We start from the raw sequence: 17,356 nt of genomic DNA, 5'->3' as shown, positions 1-17,356 counted from the left end.
TCAACGCTTGGGCAGGCGTCATGATGCAAACGCGTTTTGAGTGTGGATAACCCGACGGAGCAGGTTATTTGCTACACCCCGATGCTCGGCGTCATGCCGGCTCAGCTCAATACTCCGTAAGGAGTAGCGAGCCCTGTAGCCGCTGCCGCAGGCTGCGATAGGACCGAAGGTCCTCCAGCGGTTTCAAAATCCCAGCGCCCCCTGCGGGGTCGATCGCAGCCTCGCAGGCTCGGCAGCGGCTACAGGTTTAGCGCCGACCGGCAGGTCGCGCATGGCGCAGCTTTTGATCTTGATCTACCCGCCCCATCGGGAGGCCGAGTGGAGGCGTTCATCAGGGGGATGGCGCACAGCGCCCCTCGACGCAGTCGAGGACATCGTATGGAGGTCGAAGCGAAGCCGACCGGAGTCGATGCCCCCTGATGGACGCCGGAGCGAGGGAACCTGAGCGCAGCGAAGGCCGTACGCAGGGGCAAGCGTTTTTGCTTACTTTTTTGGCGTCTGAAAAAAGTGAGTCGCCGTAAGGGCGAAACCCTAAGTGGCCGTTACCGCAGAAATGGATATGTACACCGACCAACATCAGCAGTGAGGCCACCATCGTCATCGCGGGCAAGCCTCGCTCCTACAGAAGCCTCCCCCTGCCGCCAGCCAAGAATGGATATGTACACCATCCAAAAAATGCAGCCCCCAAACAGACACCATCACGACCAATCGGGCGTCGACCGGCCGCTCCTACAGAGGCGCAGGCGACGCCGAAGCACTGACCCCCGTCAGCACTGTGGAAGGGTTACCGGATGAAAGACAGGCAGGCAGCACTCACTCGTCGCAGAACAACGCCGCGATCTGCGCCCGACTCGACGCCTGGAGTTTGGAGAAGATGTTCTGCAGATGGGTTTTCACGGTCTTGTCGCTGATGCCGAGGATCTGGCCAATCTCCCAGTTGGTCTTGCCTCGGGCCACCCAGCGCGAAATCTCCGCTTCGCGGCTGGACAGGATGGACAACAGTTGATGGTTCGGCCCCGGGTTGTGGCGCAACAGCTTGCTGCCCAGCGCCCGGTTCAGGGCGATGTGCAGGTACGGGGCGAAGACCATCATGCGCATTTTGCTTTCGTGGGCCACGGTGGCCGAGATGTTGTGAAAGAAGTAGCCGGTGAAGGTGTTGCGGTGCAATCCGGGCAGCAGGGTCCAGCCCAGGTTGCGTATGCCGTGTTCGCGAAAGATCTTCGCCCACACCTGGTCCTGCGAATTGCCCAGGCGCTCCAGGGTGGTGAACTTGGGGCGCCCGCAGTGCTCGATGGGGTCGATGCCCAGCGGCGGAATCATGCCGTCGCGACCGACGATGGCCTTGATCAGGTCATCGGAGACGCTGTCCGGATGAATCAGGTGCGAGAAGAACACCCGGTGCGCGCGGACCCTGCCGCTGGCGAACACGAAGTTCTCGCAGGGCAGGATCTGCGGCAGCGCCAGCTGGGTCTGCTGCGTCAGCTCGGCGATGCTGCGCGCCGAGGTGATGGAGTTGAGCACGCTGGTCAGCTGCAACCGTTGCTGGCTGTCGGTGGGCGGCAACGACAGCACCGACCGCGGGCGGCTGGCCAGTTCCAGCCGCGGTTCGCAGAAGGCCGGCTGGGCGAACAGCAGCGCCGCGGGCTTGGGCGCATGCACCGGGCCGATCGATAGACTGGTCATGCTTCCACGACCTGGCTGTCGACGGTGATGTCACGCAATACCCGGCCGTTGCTCTCCACCGCGATCACCGACTTGTCCAGCGGGTGGGCTTCGGCCGGCGCGGCGCTATCGAGTGCCGCCAGCCAGGGAGCGAACTGCTTGCGGCACTCCTGGCGCTTGATCTTGCCGCTGGAGGTACGCGGCAACGACCCGCCGAACACCAGCAACAGCACCGGCCGCGCCAGTTGGTGCTGTTGCCACAGCCGCGCTTTCAAGTCGCTGAACAGCTGCGGCAGGTCGAGGCTGCGCAAGGCACGCCGTTCGATTTCCTGGGCGATCACCACCTGCTCGCTGTCGCCGGTCTCGATGCTGAAGGCCGCGGTGCCGTCCGGGCGAAAGCTGTCATGGGTGCGCAGCACGGTGTTCTCGATATCGCCGGGGTGATGATTGACGCCATTGACGATAATCAGGTCCTTGAGCCGCCCGGTGACGAACAGCTCGCCGTCGAGCAGGAAGCCCAGGTCGCCGGTGCGAAAGTAGCGCGACCAGCCAAGCGTCGGCGGCGCCGGGCGAAAGGCCGCGGCGGTGCTCTCCGGGCGCTGCCAGTAACCGCTGGCGACGCTGTCGCCGAGGATGCAGATCTCCCCGACCCGCCCGTCCTCCAGCGGCTGCTCGGTGTGCGGGTCGCAGATGAACGGGCCCTGCCCGGGAATGCCGCGACCGCTGCTGACCAGGGTGCGCAGGCGCAACTCGGCGTCGCTGCCCGGTCCTTCATGCAGGCGTGCCACATTGTCCTCCAGCAAGCCGGCATGGAACTGGCGGATCACCGGCTCGCGCTTGCTGCCGCCGGCGCTGACCATCAGCGTGCCTTCGGCCAGCCCGTAGCAGGGAAAGGCCGAGGTGCTGGCAAAACCGGCGCGGGCGAAACGCTCATGGAAGGCGGCAATGGTCTGCGCCCGCACATGCTCGGCGCCGTTGAACGCCACCTCCCAGCTGCTCAGGTCGAGGCCGGCCAGCTCTTCGTCCTTGATCTTGCGCAGGCACAATTCATAGGCGAAGTTCGGCCCGCCGCTGACGGTGCCGCGGTAGGTGCTGATGGCCTGCAACCAGCGCAGCGGCCGTTGCAGGAAGTGGATCGGCGCCAGCAGGGTCGAGCCGAAGCCGACGAACAAGGATTGCAGGATGCCGCCGATCAGCCCCATGTCGTGATACGGCGGCAGCCAGCTGACCAGGTGGCTGTCCTTGTGGGTCAGGAAACCGCGGCTGATGCTGCGCGAATTGTGAATCAGGTTGCCGTGGGTCACCGCCACTCCTTTGGGAATCCCGGTGGAGCCGGAGGTGTATTGCAAAAAGGCGATATCGTCCCGGGTTACCGGGACGGCCCGCCACTCGCTGGCCAGGGCCAGGTCGAGGCTCGCCATGTCCAGTACCCGCGGACTCTGCGCCTGCCCCAGCCGGGCCTGGATGGTCGGGACATCCTCGCCACTGGCCAGTGCCGCCGTCGGCTGGCAGTCGTCGATGATGCCGTCCAGCCGGTCCAGGGTCTTGGTCGCCCCCGGCGGATAGGCCGGCACCGCCACCAGCCCGGCATACAGACAGCCCATGAAGGCGATCACATAGTCCAGGCCTGGCTTGAGCAGGATCAGCACCCTGTCCCCCGCCTGGCAATGCCCCTGCAACCGGGCCGCCGCCGCGCTCGCCGCGCGGTCCAGTTCAGAGAAGGTGATCAGGGTTTCTTCGTCTCGCCCGTTGTGCAGAAAACGATAGGCCAATCGGTCCGGGATCGTATGGGCGTGAAGCTGCAGACATTCCGAAAAATTCGCATACGGAACGTCGCTATCGTGGTCGTTCGTAGTCATTATTTTGTGTCCAGGCAGCCGTACTTAGCCATCTCCCGCAAGGCCCGAAATCTGCGGCCTTGCGCATCCATTACGCTTGATCATCCTCTGGGAGCGCGCAGTCGAAGTTAATACTCCGAACGGCGTATACCCGCAATTTCCGCCCCCGGCGCATATTCGCCTCACAGCTCGATGCATGCATGGCTTTTTGCCATGCCGCTTGCAGCCATCAGCCTTTTCCAAGGATGTGAAGCCGATATCCAGGCCCGTGCAAGCCGGGCCTGTGCAACCGGCCATGTCATCAAACCCAGGCCGGAGCGGGAGCGCCCCGGTATCGCCAGCAGCGTGCGCAGCACGGGAGAACAGGATGTCTTTTAGCGAATACGCCACCTTCGATGCGGTCGGCCTGGCCGATCTGGTCAAAACCGGGCAGGTACGCCCCTCCGAACTGCTGGAGGAAGCCATACGCCGCATCGAAGCCTTCAACCCGGCGGTCAACGCCGTGGTCTACAAAGCCTACGACAAGGCCCGGGCACAGGCCGCCGCACAGGACAAGGCGCCGCCGACCGGCGCGCTGCACGGCGTGCCGTTCCTGCTCAAGGACATTCTCGGCGACTGCCAGGACCTGCCTTCGACCCTCGCCTCACGCATGCTGCAAGCGCGGGTCATGCCCCAGGACTGCGAGCTGGTGAAGCGTTTTCGCCAGGCCGGGCTGGTGTTCGTCGGCAAGACCAACGCCCCGGAGTTCGGCATTCTGCCCACCACCGAAGGCGCCTTCCATGGCCCGGCGCGCAACCCGTGGAACCTGGAATATTCCACCGGCGGCTCCAGTGGCGGCGCGGCCGCCGCGGTAGCCACCGGCATGGTCCCGGCGGCCCATGGCAACGACGGCGGCGGCTCGATCCGCATTCCCGCGTCCTGCTGCGGCCTGGTCGGCCTCAAGCCGACCCGGGCGCGCAACTCCCTGGCCCCGGACTTCGGCGAGCTGCTCAGCGGCCTGCTGGACGAACATGTGCTGACCCGCAGCGTGCGCGACAGCGCCGCCCTGCTCGACGCCACCCACGGCGTGGTGCCGGGCGACCCGTATCGCGCGCCGCCGATGCAGGGGCGCTTTCTCGACCAGCTCGGCCACGAACCGGGGCGCCTGCGCATCGCCTATTCCAGCACCGACCCGGCCGGGCGGCCGCTGCACCCCGACTGCATCGCGGCGGTGGAAAGCACCGCGCGCCTGCTCGAATCCCTCGGCCACCATGTGGAAGAAGCCGCGCCGCAGCTGGACCTGCAAAGCTTCGCCGAAGCCTTCAGCGCCCTGTGGTTCTCCGGCATTGCCTTCGCCGTGGAACTGATGAGCCTGCAACTGGGACGCGGCCCGTTGCCCGGCGAGCTGGAAAACCTGACCCACGCCGTGCATCAACGCGGCCTTGGCGTCAGCGCGGTGGAGTACCAGATGTCCGAACTGGTATTGCAGCAGGTCGGTCGGGAAATGGCGCGTTTCCACCAGACCTACGACTGCTGGCTGACCCCGACCCTGGCCCGGCCGCCGCTGCGCAACGGGGTGGTGGATATCCATTCCAGCGACCTGGAAAGCACCTATGGCCCGCTGATCGACTACAGCCCGTTCACCGCCATCCACAACGCCTCGGGGCAACCGGCGATTTCCCTGCCGTTGCACTGGAACGCCGAGGGCCTGCCGATCGGCCTGATGCTCAGCGCGGCCTTTGGCGAGGAAGGCCTGTTGTTCCGCCTGGCCGGCCAGCTGGAACAGGCACGCCCGTGGAAGGACCGGCGGCCGCAGCTGTTCCTGCAGCACAGCCCCGACGAAGCGGTTATCGGCTAAGGAGAGCACCGAGCATGCGCACGCTGGACACCTCGACCGCCTCTGCTTGTTGCCGCGCCGGCGCAGGCCAGGAAACGCACCAACCGGGGGCCATCCCCTGGCCCACCGACGGCCTGGACCGCGAGCAACTGGCGCGTTATGGCAAGGAGCTGATTCGCCAGACCCTGCCCTTTACCGTGGAAAACCGCCGCCTGAGCTGGTGGCATTTCTACTCGACGCTGCTGGTGATCGGGCTGTTCGGCGTGGCCGTGGCCATGCCGCTGTGGTGGCCGCTGCGCCTGGGGTGCAGCGTGCTGCTGGGCTTGTCCCTGGTGCGCATGTTCGTGCTGTACCACGACTACATGCACGGTGCGATCCTCAAGGGCTCGCGTTTTGCCGAGGTGTTTTTCAAGACCTTCGGCCTGCTGCTGATGGCGCCGCCGACGCTGTGGAAGCAGTCCCACGATTACCACCACGGGCACAGCTGCCAGTACGTCGGCGCGGAGAAAAACCGCCTGCCGCTGCTCTCTACTCACACTGACCTGGGCACCTTTCCCCTGCTGTCCACCGAGGAATATGCCCGGGCCGGGCGCCTCAAGCGCTTGCGCTACCGCATCGCCCGGCACCCGCTGATGATCCTGCTGGCGTCATTCAGTATCTTTATTTTCAGCATCTGCCTGGTCTCGCTGATCACCCAGCCGCGGCATCGACTGTGGTCGCTGCTGGCCCTGGCGCTGAACCTGGCGAGCGCCGTCGCCCTGGCGCTGCTGGCGCCGGACATCCTGCTGTACGGGGTGCTGGTCCCCAGCCTGTCCGGCTCGGCGCTGGGCGCCTATATGTTCTACTGCCAGCACAACTTCCCCGGCGTGCGTTACCCCGAGCGCGCCGACTGGGACTACGCGGCCACCGCGGTGTTCTCCTCCAGCTACATGCGCACCGGCCCGCTGATGGCCTGGTTCACCGCCAATATCGGCTACCACCATGTGCACCACGCCAACTCGGGCATCCCCTTCTACCGCCTGCCGCAAGCCATGGCGGCGATCCCGGCGCTGCAATCGCCGATCACCACCTCACTGCACCCGCGGGATATCTACCGCTGCCTGCGGCTCAAGCTGTGGGACCCGGCGCGCCAGCGCATGGTCTCGTTCGCCGAGTTTCACCAGCAGGCGCGACGCTGAAGGAAATGCGGCAGAGGCGTTGCCCCGCGAACGCCCGCCAGGGTAGATCGGCGCCGGAATTTTCCCGGCGATCGCGGGTCAGTAGAGCCACGCCTTTTCGCACCGGTCCGTTGGTCCGTGACAATGGGGCCTCGGTCCCATAAATTAGGCGCCCTGAAAAGGCCCGGTGCTTTTCTAGCCTCATTTCCAGTTAAACGAAGTAGTGAAATATCAATGTCCGATTCCAATACAGAAGAATCCGTAAACGCCTTGTCGTCCAAAGCGGAATACGAAAACGCCATCAATCTTTCACAGCATGTCTCCCAGGCCAAGACCATCAGCGAGATGGTCCTCGACGCTTTCCAGTCCACCAAGGAAAGCGACCAGATCCGCGAATTGCGCGCCGAGATCCGCCAGGCTCACGACCGCTTCGACGACGACCGCGCCTATGAACTCATGGGCCAGCTCAAACAGCTCAAGGACGCCGAGGCCGCCGACAGCGCCGCCCTGGAAGACCTGAGCAGCAAATTCCCGATCAGCCGCATCCTGTCCAGCTACAAGGACGACCCGAGCTTCCAGGAGCTGGTCTACGGCCTGGCGCTGAAGGTGCTGAACCAGACCCACCAGGCCATCAGCAGCCCGGGTGGCGGCAAGAGCAAGGCCTCGCGGGCCAAGAAGGAAATGGAAGTGTTCGCCATCAGCAAGGACGGCATCAGCGTCACCCTGCCGATCCGCCCGCGCTCCAAGGCCAACGTCGACCGTGAAGCCTTCGAGTTCCTCGGTTTCGCCTTTGTCGGCGAAGGCGACGAAGCGGAACTGGAAAGCGAAGTGTTCTTCGACAAGGACGGCAACGAACAGCCGGCCACACGCAAGAACATCGTCACCGCGATCCAGCAGCAGACCGCGTTCGAAGGCTACAGCGCTCTACAACAGCAATAACCCGTACCAGCGAGCTGGCTCGTGCAGAGGGCGAATCGCGCAACAGTGCAGCGCGCCCTTCGCCGGCTGGCTCCTACGAATCAAAGGCCGGGGCCCCCTCAGTTGCCCCGGTAATCGGCGATGGGATACATCGCGCACAAAGCCTCGGTCTGAAGACGGAACTGTTCCTGCAGCTCAGGCTCCAGGCGGTACTTCTGCTCGCTGAGGGGCGTCACCTTGTCCAGTATCCGGCAGACCAGTTCGACGACTTCACGACACCCTTGGGGATCGATGTAGCGTTGGGCGATGGAGCCCGTGCCGATACACAAGCCATTGGCGACGAATGAGGATCGGGTTTCCCCCAGTGCGCGGTTTTTACTCACGATGATGCCGCATCGCTCCAGTGCCGAGGCGGCAATCGAACCGCTAATTCCCCCACGCAGCCTGAGCAGGACCGTATGGTTCTCCGTCCCCCCGCCCACGACTTCGTAGTCCTGCGCCATGAATGCGCTGGCCATTGCATCGGCCGTGCTGCGAATCCGTCCCATGTAGGCGTCGAACTCCGGGGTCATCGCGTAGCCCAGCGCAGCCGCCTTGGCGGCGATCATGTTGACCGCCGGCGAGCCCTGCATCCCGGGGAATACCGCTTGCTCAAGGACACGACTGAAGCTCGCCCTCAGGCCGGGAACCTTGGTATGGGCGTCCCGGCCGGAAAGGATGAGGCCGCCACGCGGCCCCGCGAGTTGCTTGTGGGTACACGCGGTGGTGACGTGCGCCACGTCGATCGGGCTCGGATGTCGACCCGTTGCCACCAGCCCGGCGATAGAGGAAATATCCGCCAGCAGGATGGCCCCGGCCTCGTCGGCAATAGCGCGAAAGCGTTGGAAGTCCACGACCCGGGAATAGGCCGTCGCACCGCAGATGATGATGCGCGGACGATGGGCGAGCGCCAGTTGGCGTACCTCTGCGTAATCGATCACGCCCTGCGATGTGGTGCCGTAGCGGATCGCCTTGTAGTGAGTGCCCGTGAATGCGACAGGGCTGCCGTGGGTCAGGTGTCCGCCATGATCGAGGGCCATGCCGAGAATGGTGTCCCCGGGCTCGAGCAGGGCAGCGAGCACCTGGTAGTTGGCATTGGAGGCGGAATGCGACTGTACGCTGGCGTATTGCGCCCCGAACAGCTCCCGCGCCCTGCGAATCGCCAGGGATTCGACCAGATCGACGTTCTCGCAGCCGACATGATGGCGCTTGCCTGGTATGCCCTCGGCGGTGACGTTGACCAGTGCCGAGGCAGACGCCGCGAGGATTCGAGGGTTGGCCGCGCAGGAAGATGAAACCAGGGACAGTGTGCGGTGTTGACGCCTGACTTCAGCGTCCAGGATCCCAGCCAGTTCGGCGTCTTCTGCCCGCAGATCCGCCAAACCTCGTCGCAGCAGGTCGGCCTGGTTCCTCAGTGGTGCTGTATAAGCTGCCATCGTTCGGTATTCCTTCCTTGTCATTTGCGTGCCACGAACGACAGCACGCTTCCTGGTTTAACGTTCGCGAGCCGCTAATTAATCAAAGAATTAAACATTTTCCAAACAAAATGCTTCTTTTCCGAGAATCAGCAGGGGACAGCAGATGTGCGTTGCCGCTGAATGTTCGTCAATCGAGGCCAGGGCACCGGACATTTCGGGGCTTTATTGTCATGACTGGGACATGCAACACTTGCCGCCGCGGCGCCTCCGGTCCGGACCCTCCCGACAATTCCGAGCGCGCCCCATACCGACAGTGAAATATCCCAGGGTGGATGCAGGCTGGCTAAAGGAGTGCTAGCGAGTTGGTACAGGCCACGAAAGAACCCGACAAGCTCTTGCCGCATCAATCCGACTGTTCTCACCTTTGGCGTCGAGCAGTTGAATGTCATGCACGGCACGCATTCCATGAAAGACCCTATGCGTGGCGACTATAAGGAAATGGTGAGCATTTGATGCACAGAAGAGAAAGAACAGAGTATTTGAAGAGCAACATCAAATACCTGATAAAAAGTCGCGGCGAGACGCAACTGTCTTTGTGCAATGCCAGCGGCCTGACCCGAACGACCATATACAACATCCTGGAAGGCAAGGTCAGCAACGTACAGCAATCCACCATTCGCAAAATCTCCGATTTCTTCGGTGTCTCCTACGAAGAAATAGAAACCGTCGATTTTGAAGAGAAGGAAATCATCGACAGCAGTATTTCCCCACAAGGAAACATGAACCCGGCGGCGGTTCCGATCCTCAAGGAAAGCCTGCTGATGATCAACATGGACAAACGGATTGGCGAACTGGCCATACTTCACCCACTGACCTATTACTTCGGCGCATCCTACAACTTGATAGCGGTGCTGCTCGAGAATGGGATCAAGGGCCTGTACGAGGCCGGTGACCTGTTGATCATTCAAAAGGGCACATCGACCGACGACAAGGAAAAACTGGTTTACGACAGGCAGACAAACAAGCTGTTCATCATCAATGAGCCATGCTCCGACTCAGATCGAGTACTTGTGGTGGGCGACATCATCGAGGAGCGATTCAATGGCAGCTTATGAAGGCGAACTCGAGAACAGCAAATATAAACTTCTGGGCTTTGAAAACAACAAGAACCTGGCCGTGATCATGATCATCGCCACAGGCAAAGTCATAAAGATCAAATTAAGCGAAGTGCTTAACAGCGAAATAATGGAAAACCTGAACAAAATGGAAGTTAAAAACATCTACAAGAAGTTCTACTCCCAAGGAGGAGCACTTACCGCATACGACCTGAATGACCGCCACGAAAGCTCATGGATGATTTATATCATCCTGAATCTACTGCTCTTTACGTTTTATATATTCACCAGCATTGCCGCCACCAAGCCCATTTATCTTGAATCCCTTGGCATCATTATCACTCCGGGTACCTTTCTTTACCCTCTGACCTTCCTGATCGTTGACCTGTTGAACGAAAATTTTGGACTCAGGCTGGCAAGAAAAGCGATTTTCTTTGCCTTTGCCAGCAACGCCATGATTATCATCCTGCTCTATGGCTCGACCTTTCTCCCCGGCCTGCCGGGCTGGAAGCTCGACACCCCGTACAACGACGTCATCATTCATGTGTCGTCCGTGCTGGTGGCGTCCTCTGTGTCTTTCCTGGTTTCTGAAAACATAAACTCATACTTGCTATGCAAGATAAAAGAGCTGACGAATTCCAGATTCCTGTTCCTGCGGATATTCTTGAGCACGCTGTTCGCGGTCATTATTGACAGCTTCTTGTTTTGCTACATTGCCTTTTATGGCTCGATGCAGAACAACGACATCCTGAACATGATTTATGTGCAGATCGCGATCAAGGTATGTTTTGCATTCTTCAACATCTTGCCAGCCTATGGAGCAAGGTCACTGTTCAAAAGATATATAACGGACAGCCAGGCAAAATAGTACAAGCACGCTCTAGCTCAAATGGATGGATTCAACACTCATCTGCCAGGCAGATGCAGTGTTGAATTCCATGAATACGGCGATCAGGCCTTCATTGCAGGTTCATCTTGCTTCTCAAGCTGTTCATGACTGCTGCCTTGTTCCCCAGATAATCATTCAGCCCTCTGCTACGAAGATTGCACGCATCGCAATTGGCACAACCGCTGCCGATAACACCGTTGTAGCAGGTCAGGGTCTGCTCGCGAACCAGGCTCAACTGCTGGTGATGATCCGCCAGCGCCCAGGTCTCCGACTTGTTCAGCCACATCAGCGGAGTCTCAAGGCGCAGGCGGTACTCCATGCCCAACTCGATGGCCTTGTTCAAGGCCTTTACAAACTCGTCACGGCAATCGGGATAGCCGGAGAAGTCCGTTTCACACACCCCGGTAATGACCGTTTCAGCCTTTACCTGGTAGGCATAGATAGAGGCCAGGGTCAGAAACAGAATATTTCTTCCCGGCACGAAAGTGCTGGGCAGGCTTTCACCTGAACTGTTCACCGTGGGAACCGGGATATTGTCCCGAGTGAGACTGCTGATCGCCAATTCATTGAGTAGCGAGGCATCCAGCACTTTGTGGACTGTCGCCCCCAATTGCTTCGCGAGTTGCTGCGCCACTTCTATTTCCGCGCGGTGGCGCTGACCGTAATCAAAGGTAATGCAGTGCACTTCATCATAGAGCGGCAATGCGTGGATCAGACAGGTCGTCGAGTCCTGTCCGCCACTAAATACGACAACGGCTTTTTTCTTCATCATTCTGCTTCCTGCATGAATAGAGTCATTTGAATATTTAAACAGCCCACTGACTGACACTCAATAAAAAAGCCCCGCGCTTCTCTCGAAGGCGGGGCTTTTTCATAGCGTTTGCAGCTTATGGCGCGTAGGTCAACAGCAGCTCGCTCGGCACCTTGAAATCCAGGGACATCATCACGCTCAGCGCGGTGATGGTGAAGATCGAGAACACGAACAGCTTGCGCGCCCAGACGGTGTCGTCCACCGCCTTGTAGCCGGTCCAGGCCATGTACAGCCAGTACATGCCCATCGCGGCCGCGACGGCCAGGTAGCTCATGCCGGCATACCCGCTGAAGGTCAGCATCAGGGTCGCCACCAGGAACGCCAGGATGTAGAGCAGGATGTGCTTCTTGGCCACCAGGATGCCGCGCTTCACTGGCAGCACCGGAATCGATGCGGCCAGGTAATCGTTGAAGCGGAAGATCGCGATGGCGTAGGAATGCGGCATCTGCCACAGGCTGAACATCACCAGCAGGGTCAGCGCGGCCATGTCGAAGCTGTTGCTCACGGCTACGTAACCGATCACCGGCGGCATCGCCCCCGACAGGCTGCCCACCAGCGTGCCGTGCACCGACTTGCGCTTGAGGTACAGGCTGTAGAAGCCGACGTAGATGACGAAGCCGATCACGGCAAACAGCGCCGCCAGCGGATTGGCCACCTTGTACAACAACGCAACGCCAGCGACACCCAGAAGGGTCGCGTAGACCAGTGCCACTTTCAGGGAGATCAGCCCCTGAACCAGCACACGGTTCTTGGTGCGCTCCATCTTCAAGTCGATGTCGCGGTCGATGCAGTTGTTGAACACGCAACCGGAAGCCACCACCAGGGACGTGCCGATCATCGCGGCCAGGAAGATGGCCAGATCGACATGTCCCTTGGAGGCCAGGAAAAAACCGCCCGCCACAGAAAGCACGTTACCGAAAATGATCCCCGGTTTGGTGATTTGGATAAAGTGCTTGAGCGACATCGGGTCTTACCTCACTTCGCCATCATGAACGTGTGGATGCTGAACATGATCCACAGCGACAGGCCAACCAGCAGGACGATCACCAGGGCAGCGAAGACGAACGCAATCACGTTGTTACGCTGGGCCTCGGAGCGGTCCAGGTGCAGGAAGTACACCAGGTGAACCAGGACCTGGATCACCGCGAAGGCGAGCACGATCATCAGGGTGATGGACTTCGGCAGGGTCGGGTACATCACCAGGCCGAACGGGATGATCGTCAGGATCACCGACAGGATGAAGCCGATGGCGTACGACTTTACGCTGCCGTGGCCCGCATCATGACTGTCATGGGAGTGTGCATTAGCCATTACATAGTCCCCATCAGGTAAACAACGGTGAAGACGCAGATCCAGACCACGTCCAGGAAGTGCCAGAACAGGCTCAGGCAGCTCAGGCGGGTCTTGTTGGTTGCGGTCAGGCCGTGCTTGTTGACCTGATACATCATGATCGCCATCCAGATCAGGCCGGCGGTCACGTGCAGACCGTGGGTGCCGACCAGGGTGAAGAACCCGGACAGGAAGCCGCTGCGGCTAGGGCCGTAGCCTTCGGAGATCAGCAGGTGGAACTCGTTGATCTCCATGCCGATGAAGCCCAGGCCGAACAGGAAGGTCAGGGCCAGCCAGCCCAGGACCTGCTTCTTGTTGCCCCGGAAGAACGCCAGCATGGCGAAGCCGTAGGTGATCGAACTGAACAGCAGCAAGGCGGTTTCGCCGAGCACGTAAGGCAGTTCGAAGATGTCGTGGCCCGACGGGCCACCCGCTACGTTGTTTACCAGTACCGCGTACACCGCGAAGATCGACGCAAACAGAATGCAGTCGGTCATCAGGTAGAGCCAGAAACCGTATACGGTCATCTCGCCCGAGTCGTGGTGATGGTCATCGTGCCCATGGTCATCGACATGGGTGTGTCCAGCATTGGTCACTAAGTTCGACATGGTTTAAGCCTGTTCCAACGAGGTTTCTACACGGTTGGCCGGAATCTTCTTCTCGGCTACCAGGCGAGCGTGCTGCTCGGCTTCGATGCGTTCGATCACGTCGACCGGCACCATGTAGCCTTGATCATCGCGAGCCGCGTGGATCACGAAATAGATCACGGTACCGGCCAGGCTAGCGATCGCCAGCCACCAGATGTGCCAGATCATCGCGAAACCGAAGACGGTCAACAGAGCACCCATCACCAGGCCGGTGGCGGTGTTGTTCGGCATGTGGATCGGTTCATAGCGAGCAGGCTTCTGGTACGCGGTACCGTTTTCCTTGGCTTCGGTGAACGGGTCGATGCCATTGGCCTTCGGCAGTACGGCGAAGTTGTAGAACGGTGGTGGCGACGAAGTCGACCATTCCAGGGTGTGGGCATTCCATGGGTCGCCGGAAACACACTGGTTCTGCTTGCGATCACGCACGCTGACGTACAGCTGGATCAGCTGGCAGGCGATACCGATGGCGATCATCACCGCACCGAACATGGCGACGTACAGGTACGGCACCCACTCAGGGTTGGTCGTGGCGTTCAGACGACGGGTCATGCCCATGAAGCCCAGTGCATAGAGCGGCATGAACGCGACGAAGAAGCCCGAGATCCAGAACCAGAATGCAGCCTTGCCCCAGCCTTCGTGCAGCTTGAAGCCGAACGCTTTCGGGAAGTAGAAGCTGAAACCGGCGATGTAGCCGAATACGGCACCACCGATGATCACGTTGTGGAAGTGCGCGATCACGAACAGGCTGTTGTGCAGGACGAAGTCAGCACCCGGGATGGCCAGCAGTACGCCGGTCATGCCGCCGATGGCGAAGGTCACCATGAAGCCCAGGGTCCACAGAACCTGGCTGGTGATACGCAGACGGCCGTGGTAGATGGTGAACAGCCAGTTGAACAGCTTCACCCCCGTCGGGATGGAAATCAGCATGGTCGCCAGGCCGAAGAAGGCGTTGACGCTGGCCCCCGAACCCATGGTGAAGAAGTGGTGCAGCCAGACCATGAAGCCCAGTACCGAGATCGCGCCGGAAGCGTAGATCATCGAGTGGTGGCCGAACAGGCGCTTGCCCGAGAAGGTCGAGATGACTTCGGAGAAGATACCGAACGCCGGCAGGATCAGGATGTACACCTCAGGGTGACCCCAAGCCCAGAACAGGTTCACGTACATCATTGGATTGCCACCAAGTTCATTGGTGAAAATGTGGAAATCCATGTAACGGTCGAGGGTCAGCAGTGCCAGGGTAGCGGTCAGGATCGGGAACGAAGCCACGATCAGCACGTTGGCCCAGGTGCAGGTCCAGGTGAAGATCGGCATGTCCATCATCTTCATGCCCGGGGTACGCATTTTCAGCACGGTGGCCAGGAAGTTGACCCCCGTCAGCGTCGTCCCTAGCCCTGATAGCTGTAGCGCCCAGATGTAGTAGTCGACACCCACGCCCGGACTGTATTGCAGGCCCGACAGCGGCGGATACGCAACCCAGCCGGTCTTGGCGAATTCGCCGACGCCCAGGGACAGGTTGATCAGCACGACGCCGGAAACCAGCAGCCAGAAGCTCAGGGAGTTGAGGAACGGATAGGCAACGTCACGCGCGCCGATCTGCAGCGGCACTGCAAGGTTCATCAGGCCGGTGAAGAATGGCATCGCCATGAAGATGATCATGATCACACCGTGGGCGGTGAAGATCTGGTCATAGTGTTCAGGAGGCAGGTAGCCCGGCGAACCCTCGGTGGCCATGGCCAGCTGGGTACGCATCATGATCGCGTCGGCGAAGCCGCGCAGGAGCATGACCATGGCGACGATGATGTACATCACGCCGATTTTCTTGTGGTCGACCGAAGTCAGCCATTCGGTCCACAGGTAGGACCATTTCTTGAAGTACGTGATACCCGCGACAAGCGCCAGACCACCGAGGATGATCATGGCAACGGTCACCATGACAATCGGCTCGTGGAACGGTATCGCGTCCAGACTTAATTTACCAAACATCGTTTACTCCTCTGCCCCAGCAGCTGAATGCGAGCTCATGTCAGTCCCTTCCACAGCGGCCACTTCTTTCTTCTCGTGCTTGACCGGCTTGCCTGGTTTCATGCCTTCATACTTGTCGACGATTTTCTGAAACAGGTCCGGCGTGTACGAGGAGTACAGCGCGACAGGGTTGTTCTGGCTTGGCTTGGCAAGGGCTTCGTATTCAGCTTGATCAAGCTGTTTAGGTGCGGCCTTGACTTCGGCTACCCAGGCGTCGAAATCTTCCTGGCTCGTCGAGATCGCTTTGAATTTCATGCCGGTGAAGCCAGCGCCACTGTAGTTAGCGGAGATGCCTTCCATTTCAGCTTTCTGGTTGGCGATCAGGTGCAGCTTGGTCTGCATGCCTGCCATCGCGTAGATCTGGCCGCCCAGCGCAGGGATGAAGAACGAGTTCATCACGGCGTCGGAGGTGATCTTGAAGTTCAGCGGAGTGTGCTCCGGGAACCGGATCTGGTTAACAGTGGCGATACCCTGGTCCGGGTAGATGAACAGCCACTTCCAGTCCAGCGCGACCACTTCGATGTTGATCGGCTTGACGTCGGATTCCAGCGGACGATACGGGTCCAGCGCGTGGGTGGACTTGTAGGTCACATAACCCAGGGCAATGATGATGAGGATCGGGACCAGCCACACCGCGATTTCGATCTTGGTGGAGTGCGACCACTTGGGCGCGTAGGTCGCGTTGGTGTTGGACGCGCGGTATTTCCAGGCGAACGCGAAGGTCATCACGATCACCGGAATCACGACCAGCAGCATCAGCAGGGTAGCGGTGATGATCAGGTTTCGCTCATCCAGACCGACCTGTCCTTTCGGGTCGAGCAAGGTCCACTTGCAGCCTCCCAGCATTAACATCATGCCAAGCAGCGGCAAAAAGCCTAGTAATCGGGGGTACCTGTTTTTACTCATCTCACGACCTCTAAAGCAGCTTGCGCCATGCAGTTGGGTTTTGATCGCCAACACTTCACCGTGCCAAGGGTTGGCATTTTTTCTTCGATTGAATAAGGGCCTGCCCGACGCGTTACGCGTTGTTTGACAAATCCTGGGCCAGCAGTGAGTTCTTATTCGAATTCGTGGTCAAAGGCCTTTTACAGACCAATTCCATTTGGTGCGGATATTTGGAAGGTGCCGACACCTGGGGTCGCATGGAGCGTCCAACGCCCCTCGACCGCCGCCGTATGCTCAGGGGTGAGCAGCGCCGGAAATTCAGTGCGGGCGATTGTAGATATGTAGCGTTTTATAAACCATGTCTTATCCCGAAATAATTTTTATCGGCTCGCGCAACAATGCGTGGCGATTATTGCAACGGGTCGCGATCATATCGAGATTCATTCGCAATAAAAAGCCCCAAAAACGCCTTCCAGCCAGGTCGAAAAAGGCGTCTTTCACCCCTGCAAAATCCACCGATGGCATCGCGCTACCCCTTGTAAAACGAGGGCTGAATCGATTTATTTAGATAGCAGGCTATGCTTGCCTGGCCGTTCACCGCGCCGACACGAACTGACAGACTTTTTTCGCTCCTGGCGCAAGAAAAATCGTCTCGACGTCATCCGCTGAAACACAGCTGCGACACCACCATGTGACAACATGTCGCACTTTTATCGCACATCCGATTGCCCCATATCACGCGCCCTTCACACATTGTCCTACACGCAAAAAAGCCCCGGCCCCGAACATCGGGACCGGGGCTTTTTGCGC

15 protein-coding genes are annotated in these 17,356 nt (G+C 59.9%); 5 read left to right on the top strand and 10 right to left on the bottom strand.

Going from position 1 to position 17,356, the window contains the following annotated elements; all coding sequences use genetic code 11:
- Positions 1 to 813 precede the first annotated feature (813 nt).
- Positions 814 to 1,683, bottom strand: coding sequence for a LuxR C-terminal-related transcriptional regulator (locus BMY68_RS10360; RefSeq protein WP_007929724.1), 870 nt, complete (start codon positions 1,681 to 1,683; stop codon positions 814 to 816).
- Positions 1,680 to 3,521, bottom strand: coding sequence for a fatty acyl-AMP ligase (locus BMY68_RS10355; RefSeq protein ID WP_085532295.1), 1,842 nt, complete (start codon positions 3,519 to 3,521; stop codon positions 1,680 to 1,682). Before BMY68_RS10355 ends, BMY68_RS10360 begins: the two co-directional genes overlap by 4 nt.
- Positions 3,522 to 3,867: 346 nt before the next feature.
- Here BMY68_RS10355 and BMY68_RS10350 point away from each other — a divergent pair, with 346 nt between their 5' ends.
- From BMY68_RS10350 to BMY68_RS10340, 3 genes are all read left to right on the top strand, one after another.
- Positions 3,868 to 5,337: an amidase gene (locus tag BMY68_RS10350; RefSeq protein WP_085532297.1), complete on the top strand. Its 1,470-nt coding sequence runs from the start codon at positions 3,868 to 3,870 to the stop codon at positions 5,335 to 5,337.
- A gap of 14 nt (positions 5,338 to 5,351) precedes the next feature.
- The gene (locus BMY68_RS10345; RefSeq protein ID WP_085532299.1) at positions 5,352 to 6,494 is read left to right on the top strand and encodes a fatty acid desaturase family protein; all 1,143 of its coding nucleotides are present in this window, start codon (positions 5,352 to 5,354) and stop codon (positions 6,492 to 6,494) included.
- Between the two features lie 213 nt (positions 6,495 to 6,707).
- Complete coding sequence (locus BMY68_RS10340) at positions 6,708 to 7,412, top strand: hypothetical protein (protein ID WP_007929715.1); 705 nt, start codon at positions 6,708 to 6,710, stop codon at positions 7,410 to 7,412.
- Positions 7,413 to 7,510: 98 nt separating this feature from the next.
- Here BMY68_RS10340 and BMY68_RS10335 read toward each other — a convergent pair whose 3' ends face one another.
- Entirely contained in the window at positions 7,511 to 8,866 is a 1,356-nt protein-coding gene (locus tag BMY68_RS10335; protein ID WP_085532300.1) for a serine hydroxymethyltransferase, read from the bottom strand.
- Positions 8,867 to 9,360: 494 nt separating this feature from the next.
- Between BMY68_RS10335 and BMY68_RS10330 the strand changes: the two genes are divergently transcribed.
- The gene (locus tag BMY68_RS10330; protein ID WP_085532302.1) at positions 9,361 to 9,963 is read left to right on the top strand and encodes a helix-turn-helix transcriptional regulator; all 603 of its coding nucleotides are present in this window, start codon (positions 9,361 to 9,363) and stop codon (positions 9,961 to 9,963) included.
- The gene (locus BMY68_RS10325) at positions 9,950 to 10,831 is read left to right on the top strand and encodes a queuosine precursor transporter (RefSeq protein WP_062824711.1); all 882 of its coding nucleotides are present in this window, start codon (positions 9,950 to 9,952) and stop codon (positions 10,829 to 10,831) included. The genes BMY68_RS10330 and BMY68_RS10325 overlap by 14 nt, the downstream gene beginning before the upstream one ends.
- 91 nt (positions 10,832 to 10,922) lie before the next feature.
- Here BMY68_RS10325 and queC read toward each other — a convergent pair whose 3' ends face one another.
- The 7 genes from queC to BMY68_RS29870 form a co-directional block, all read right to left on the bottom strand.
- Positions 10,923 to 11,621 carry a 7-cyano-7-deazaguanine synthase QueC gene (queC, locus tag BMY68_RS10320; protein WP_062826245.1) on the bottom strand — a complete coding sequence of 233 codons (699 nt, stop codon included), beginning with the start codon at positions 11,619 to 11,621 and terminating at the stop codon, positions 10,923 to 10,925.
- Positions 11,622 to 11,739: 118 nt separating this feature from the next.
- Positions 11,740 to 12,627 carry a heme o synthase gene (gene cyoE / locus BMY68_RS10315; protein ID WP_007929705.1) on the bottom strand — a complete coding sequence of 296 codons (888 nt, stop codon included), beginning with the start codon at positions 12,625 to 12,627 and terminating at the stop codon, positions 11,740 to 11,742.
- Between the two features lie 11 nt (positions 12,628 to 12,638).
- The gene (gene cyoD / locus BMY68_RS10310; RefSeq protein WP_053262544.1) at positions 12,639 to 12,974 is read right to left on the bottom strand and encodes a cytochrome o ubiquinol oxidase subunit IV; all 336 of its coding nucleotides are present in this window, start codon (positions 12,972 to 12,974) and stop codon (positions 12,639 to 12,641) included.
- Positions 12,974 to 13,600: a cytochrome o ubiquinol oxidase subunit III gene (locus BMY68_RS10305; protein WP_007929702.1), complete on the bottom strand. Its 627-nt coding sequence runs from the start codon at positions 13,598 to 13,600 to the stop codon at positions 12,974 to 12,976. The genes cyoD and BMY68_RS10305 overlap by 1 nt, the downstream gene beginning before the upstream one ends.
- Before the next feature lie 3 nt (positions 13,601 to 13,603).
- Positions 13,604 to 15,622, bottom strand: a complete 2,019-nt coding sequence (cyoB, locus tag BMY68_RS10300; RefSeq protein WP_009045490.1) for a cytochrome o ubiquinol oxidase subunit I — start codon at positions 15,620 to 15,622, stop codon at positions 13,604 to 13,606.
- A 3-nt stretch (positions 15,623 to 15,625) separates the two neighbouring features.
- Complete coding sequence (gene cyoA, locus BMY68_RS10295; protein WP_009045491.1) at positions 15,626 to 16,567, bottom strand: ubiquinol oxidase subunit II; 942 nt, start codon at positions 16,565 to 16,567, stop codon at positions 15,626 to 15,628.
- 342 nt (positions 16,568 to 16,909) lie between these two features.
- On the bottom strand, positions 16,910 to 17,071 hold the full coding sequence (locus BMY68_RS29870; protein WP_155500344.1) for a hypothetical protein: 162 nt from the start codon (positions 17,069 to 17,071) through the stop codon (positions 16,910 to 16,912).
- Positions 17,072 to 17,356 lie beyond the last annotated feature (285 nt).

It is taken from the genome of Pseudomonas sp. NFACC41-3, assembly GCF_900109505.1.
GTDB classification, from domain to species: Bacteria; Pseudomonadota; Gammaproteobacteria; order Pseudomonadales; family Pseudomonadaceae; genus Aquipseudomonas; species Aquipseudomonas chlororaphis.
Note: the sequence above shows the minus strand (reverse complement) of the source record. Positions and strands in the feature narration are given on the sequence as shown.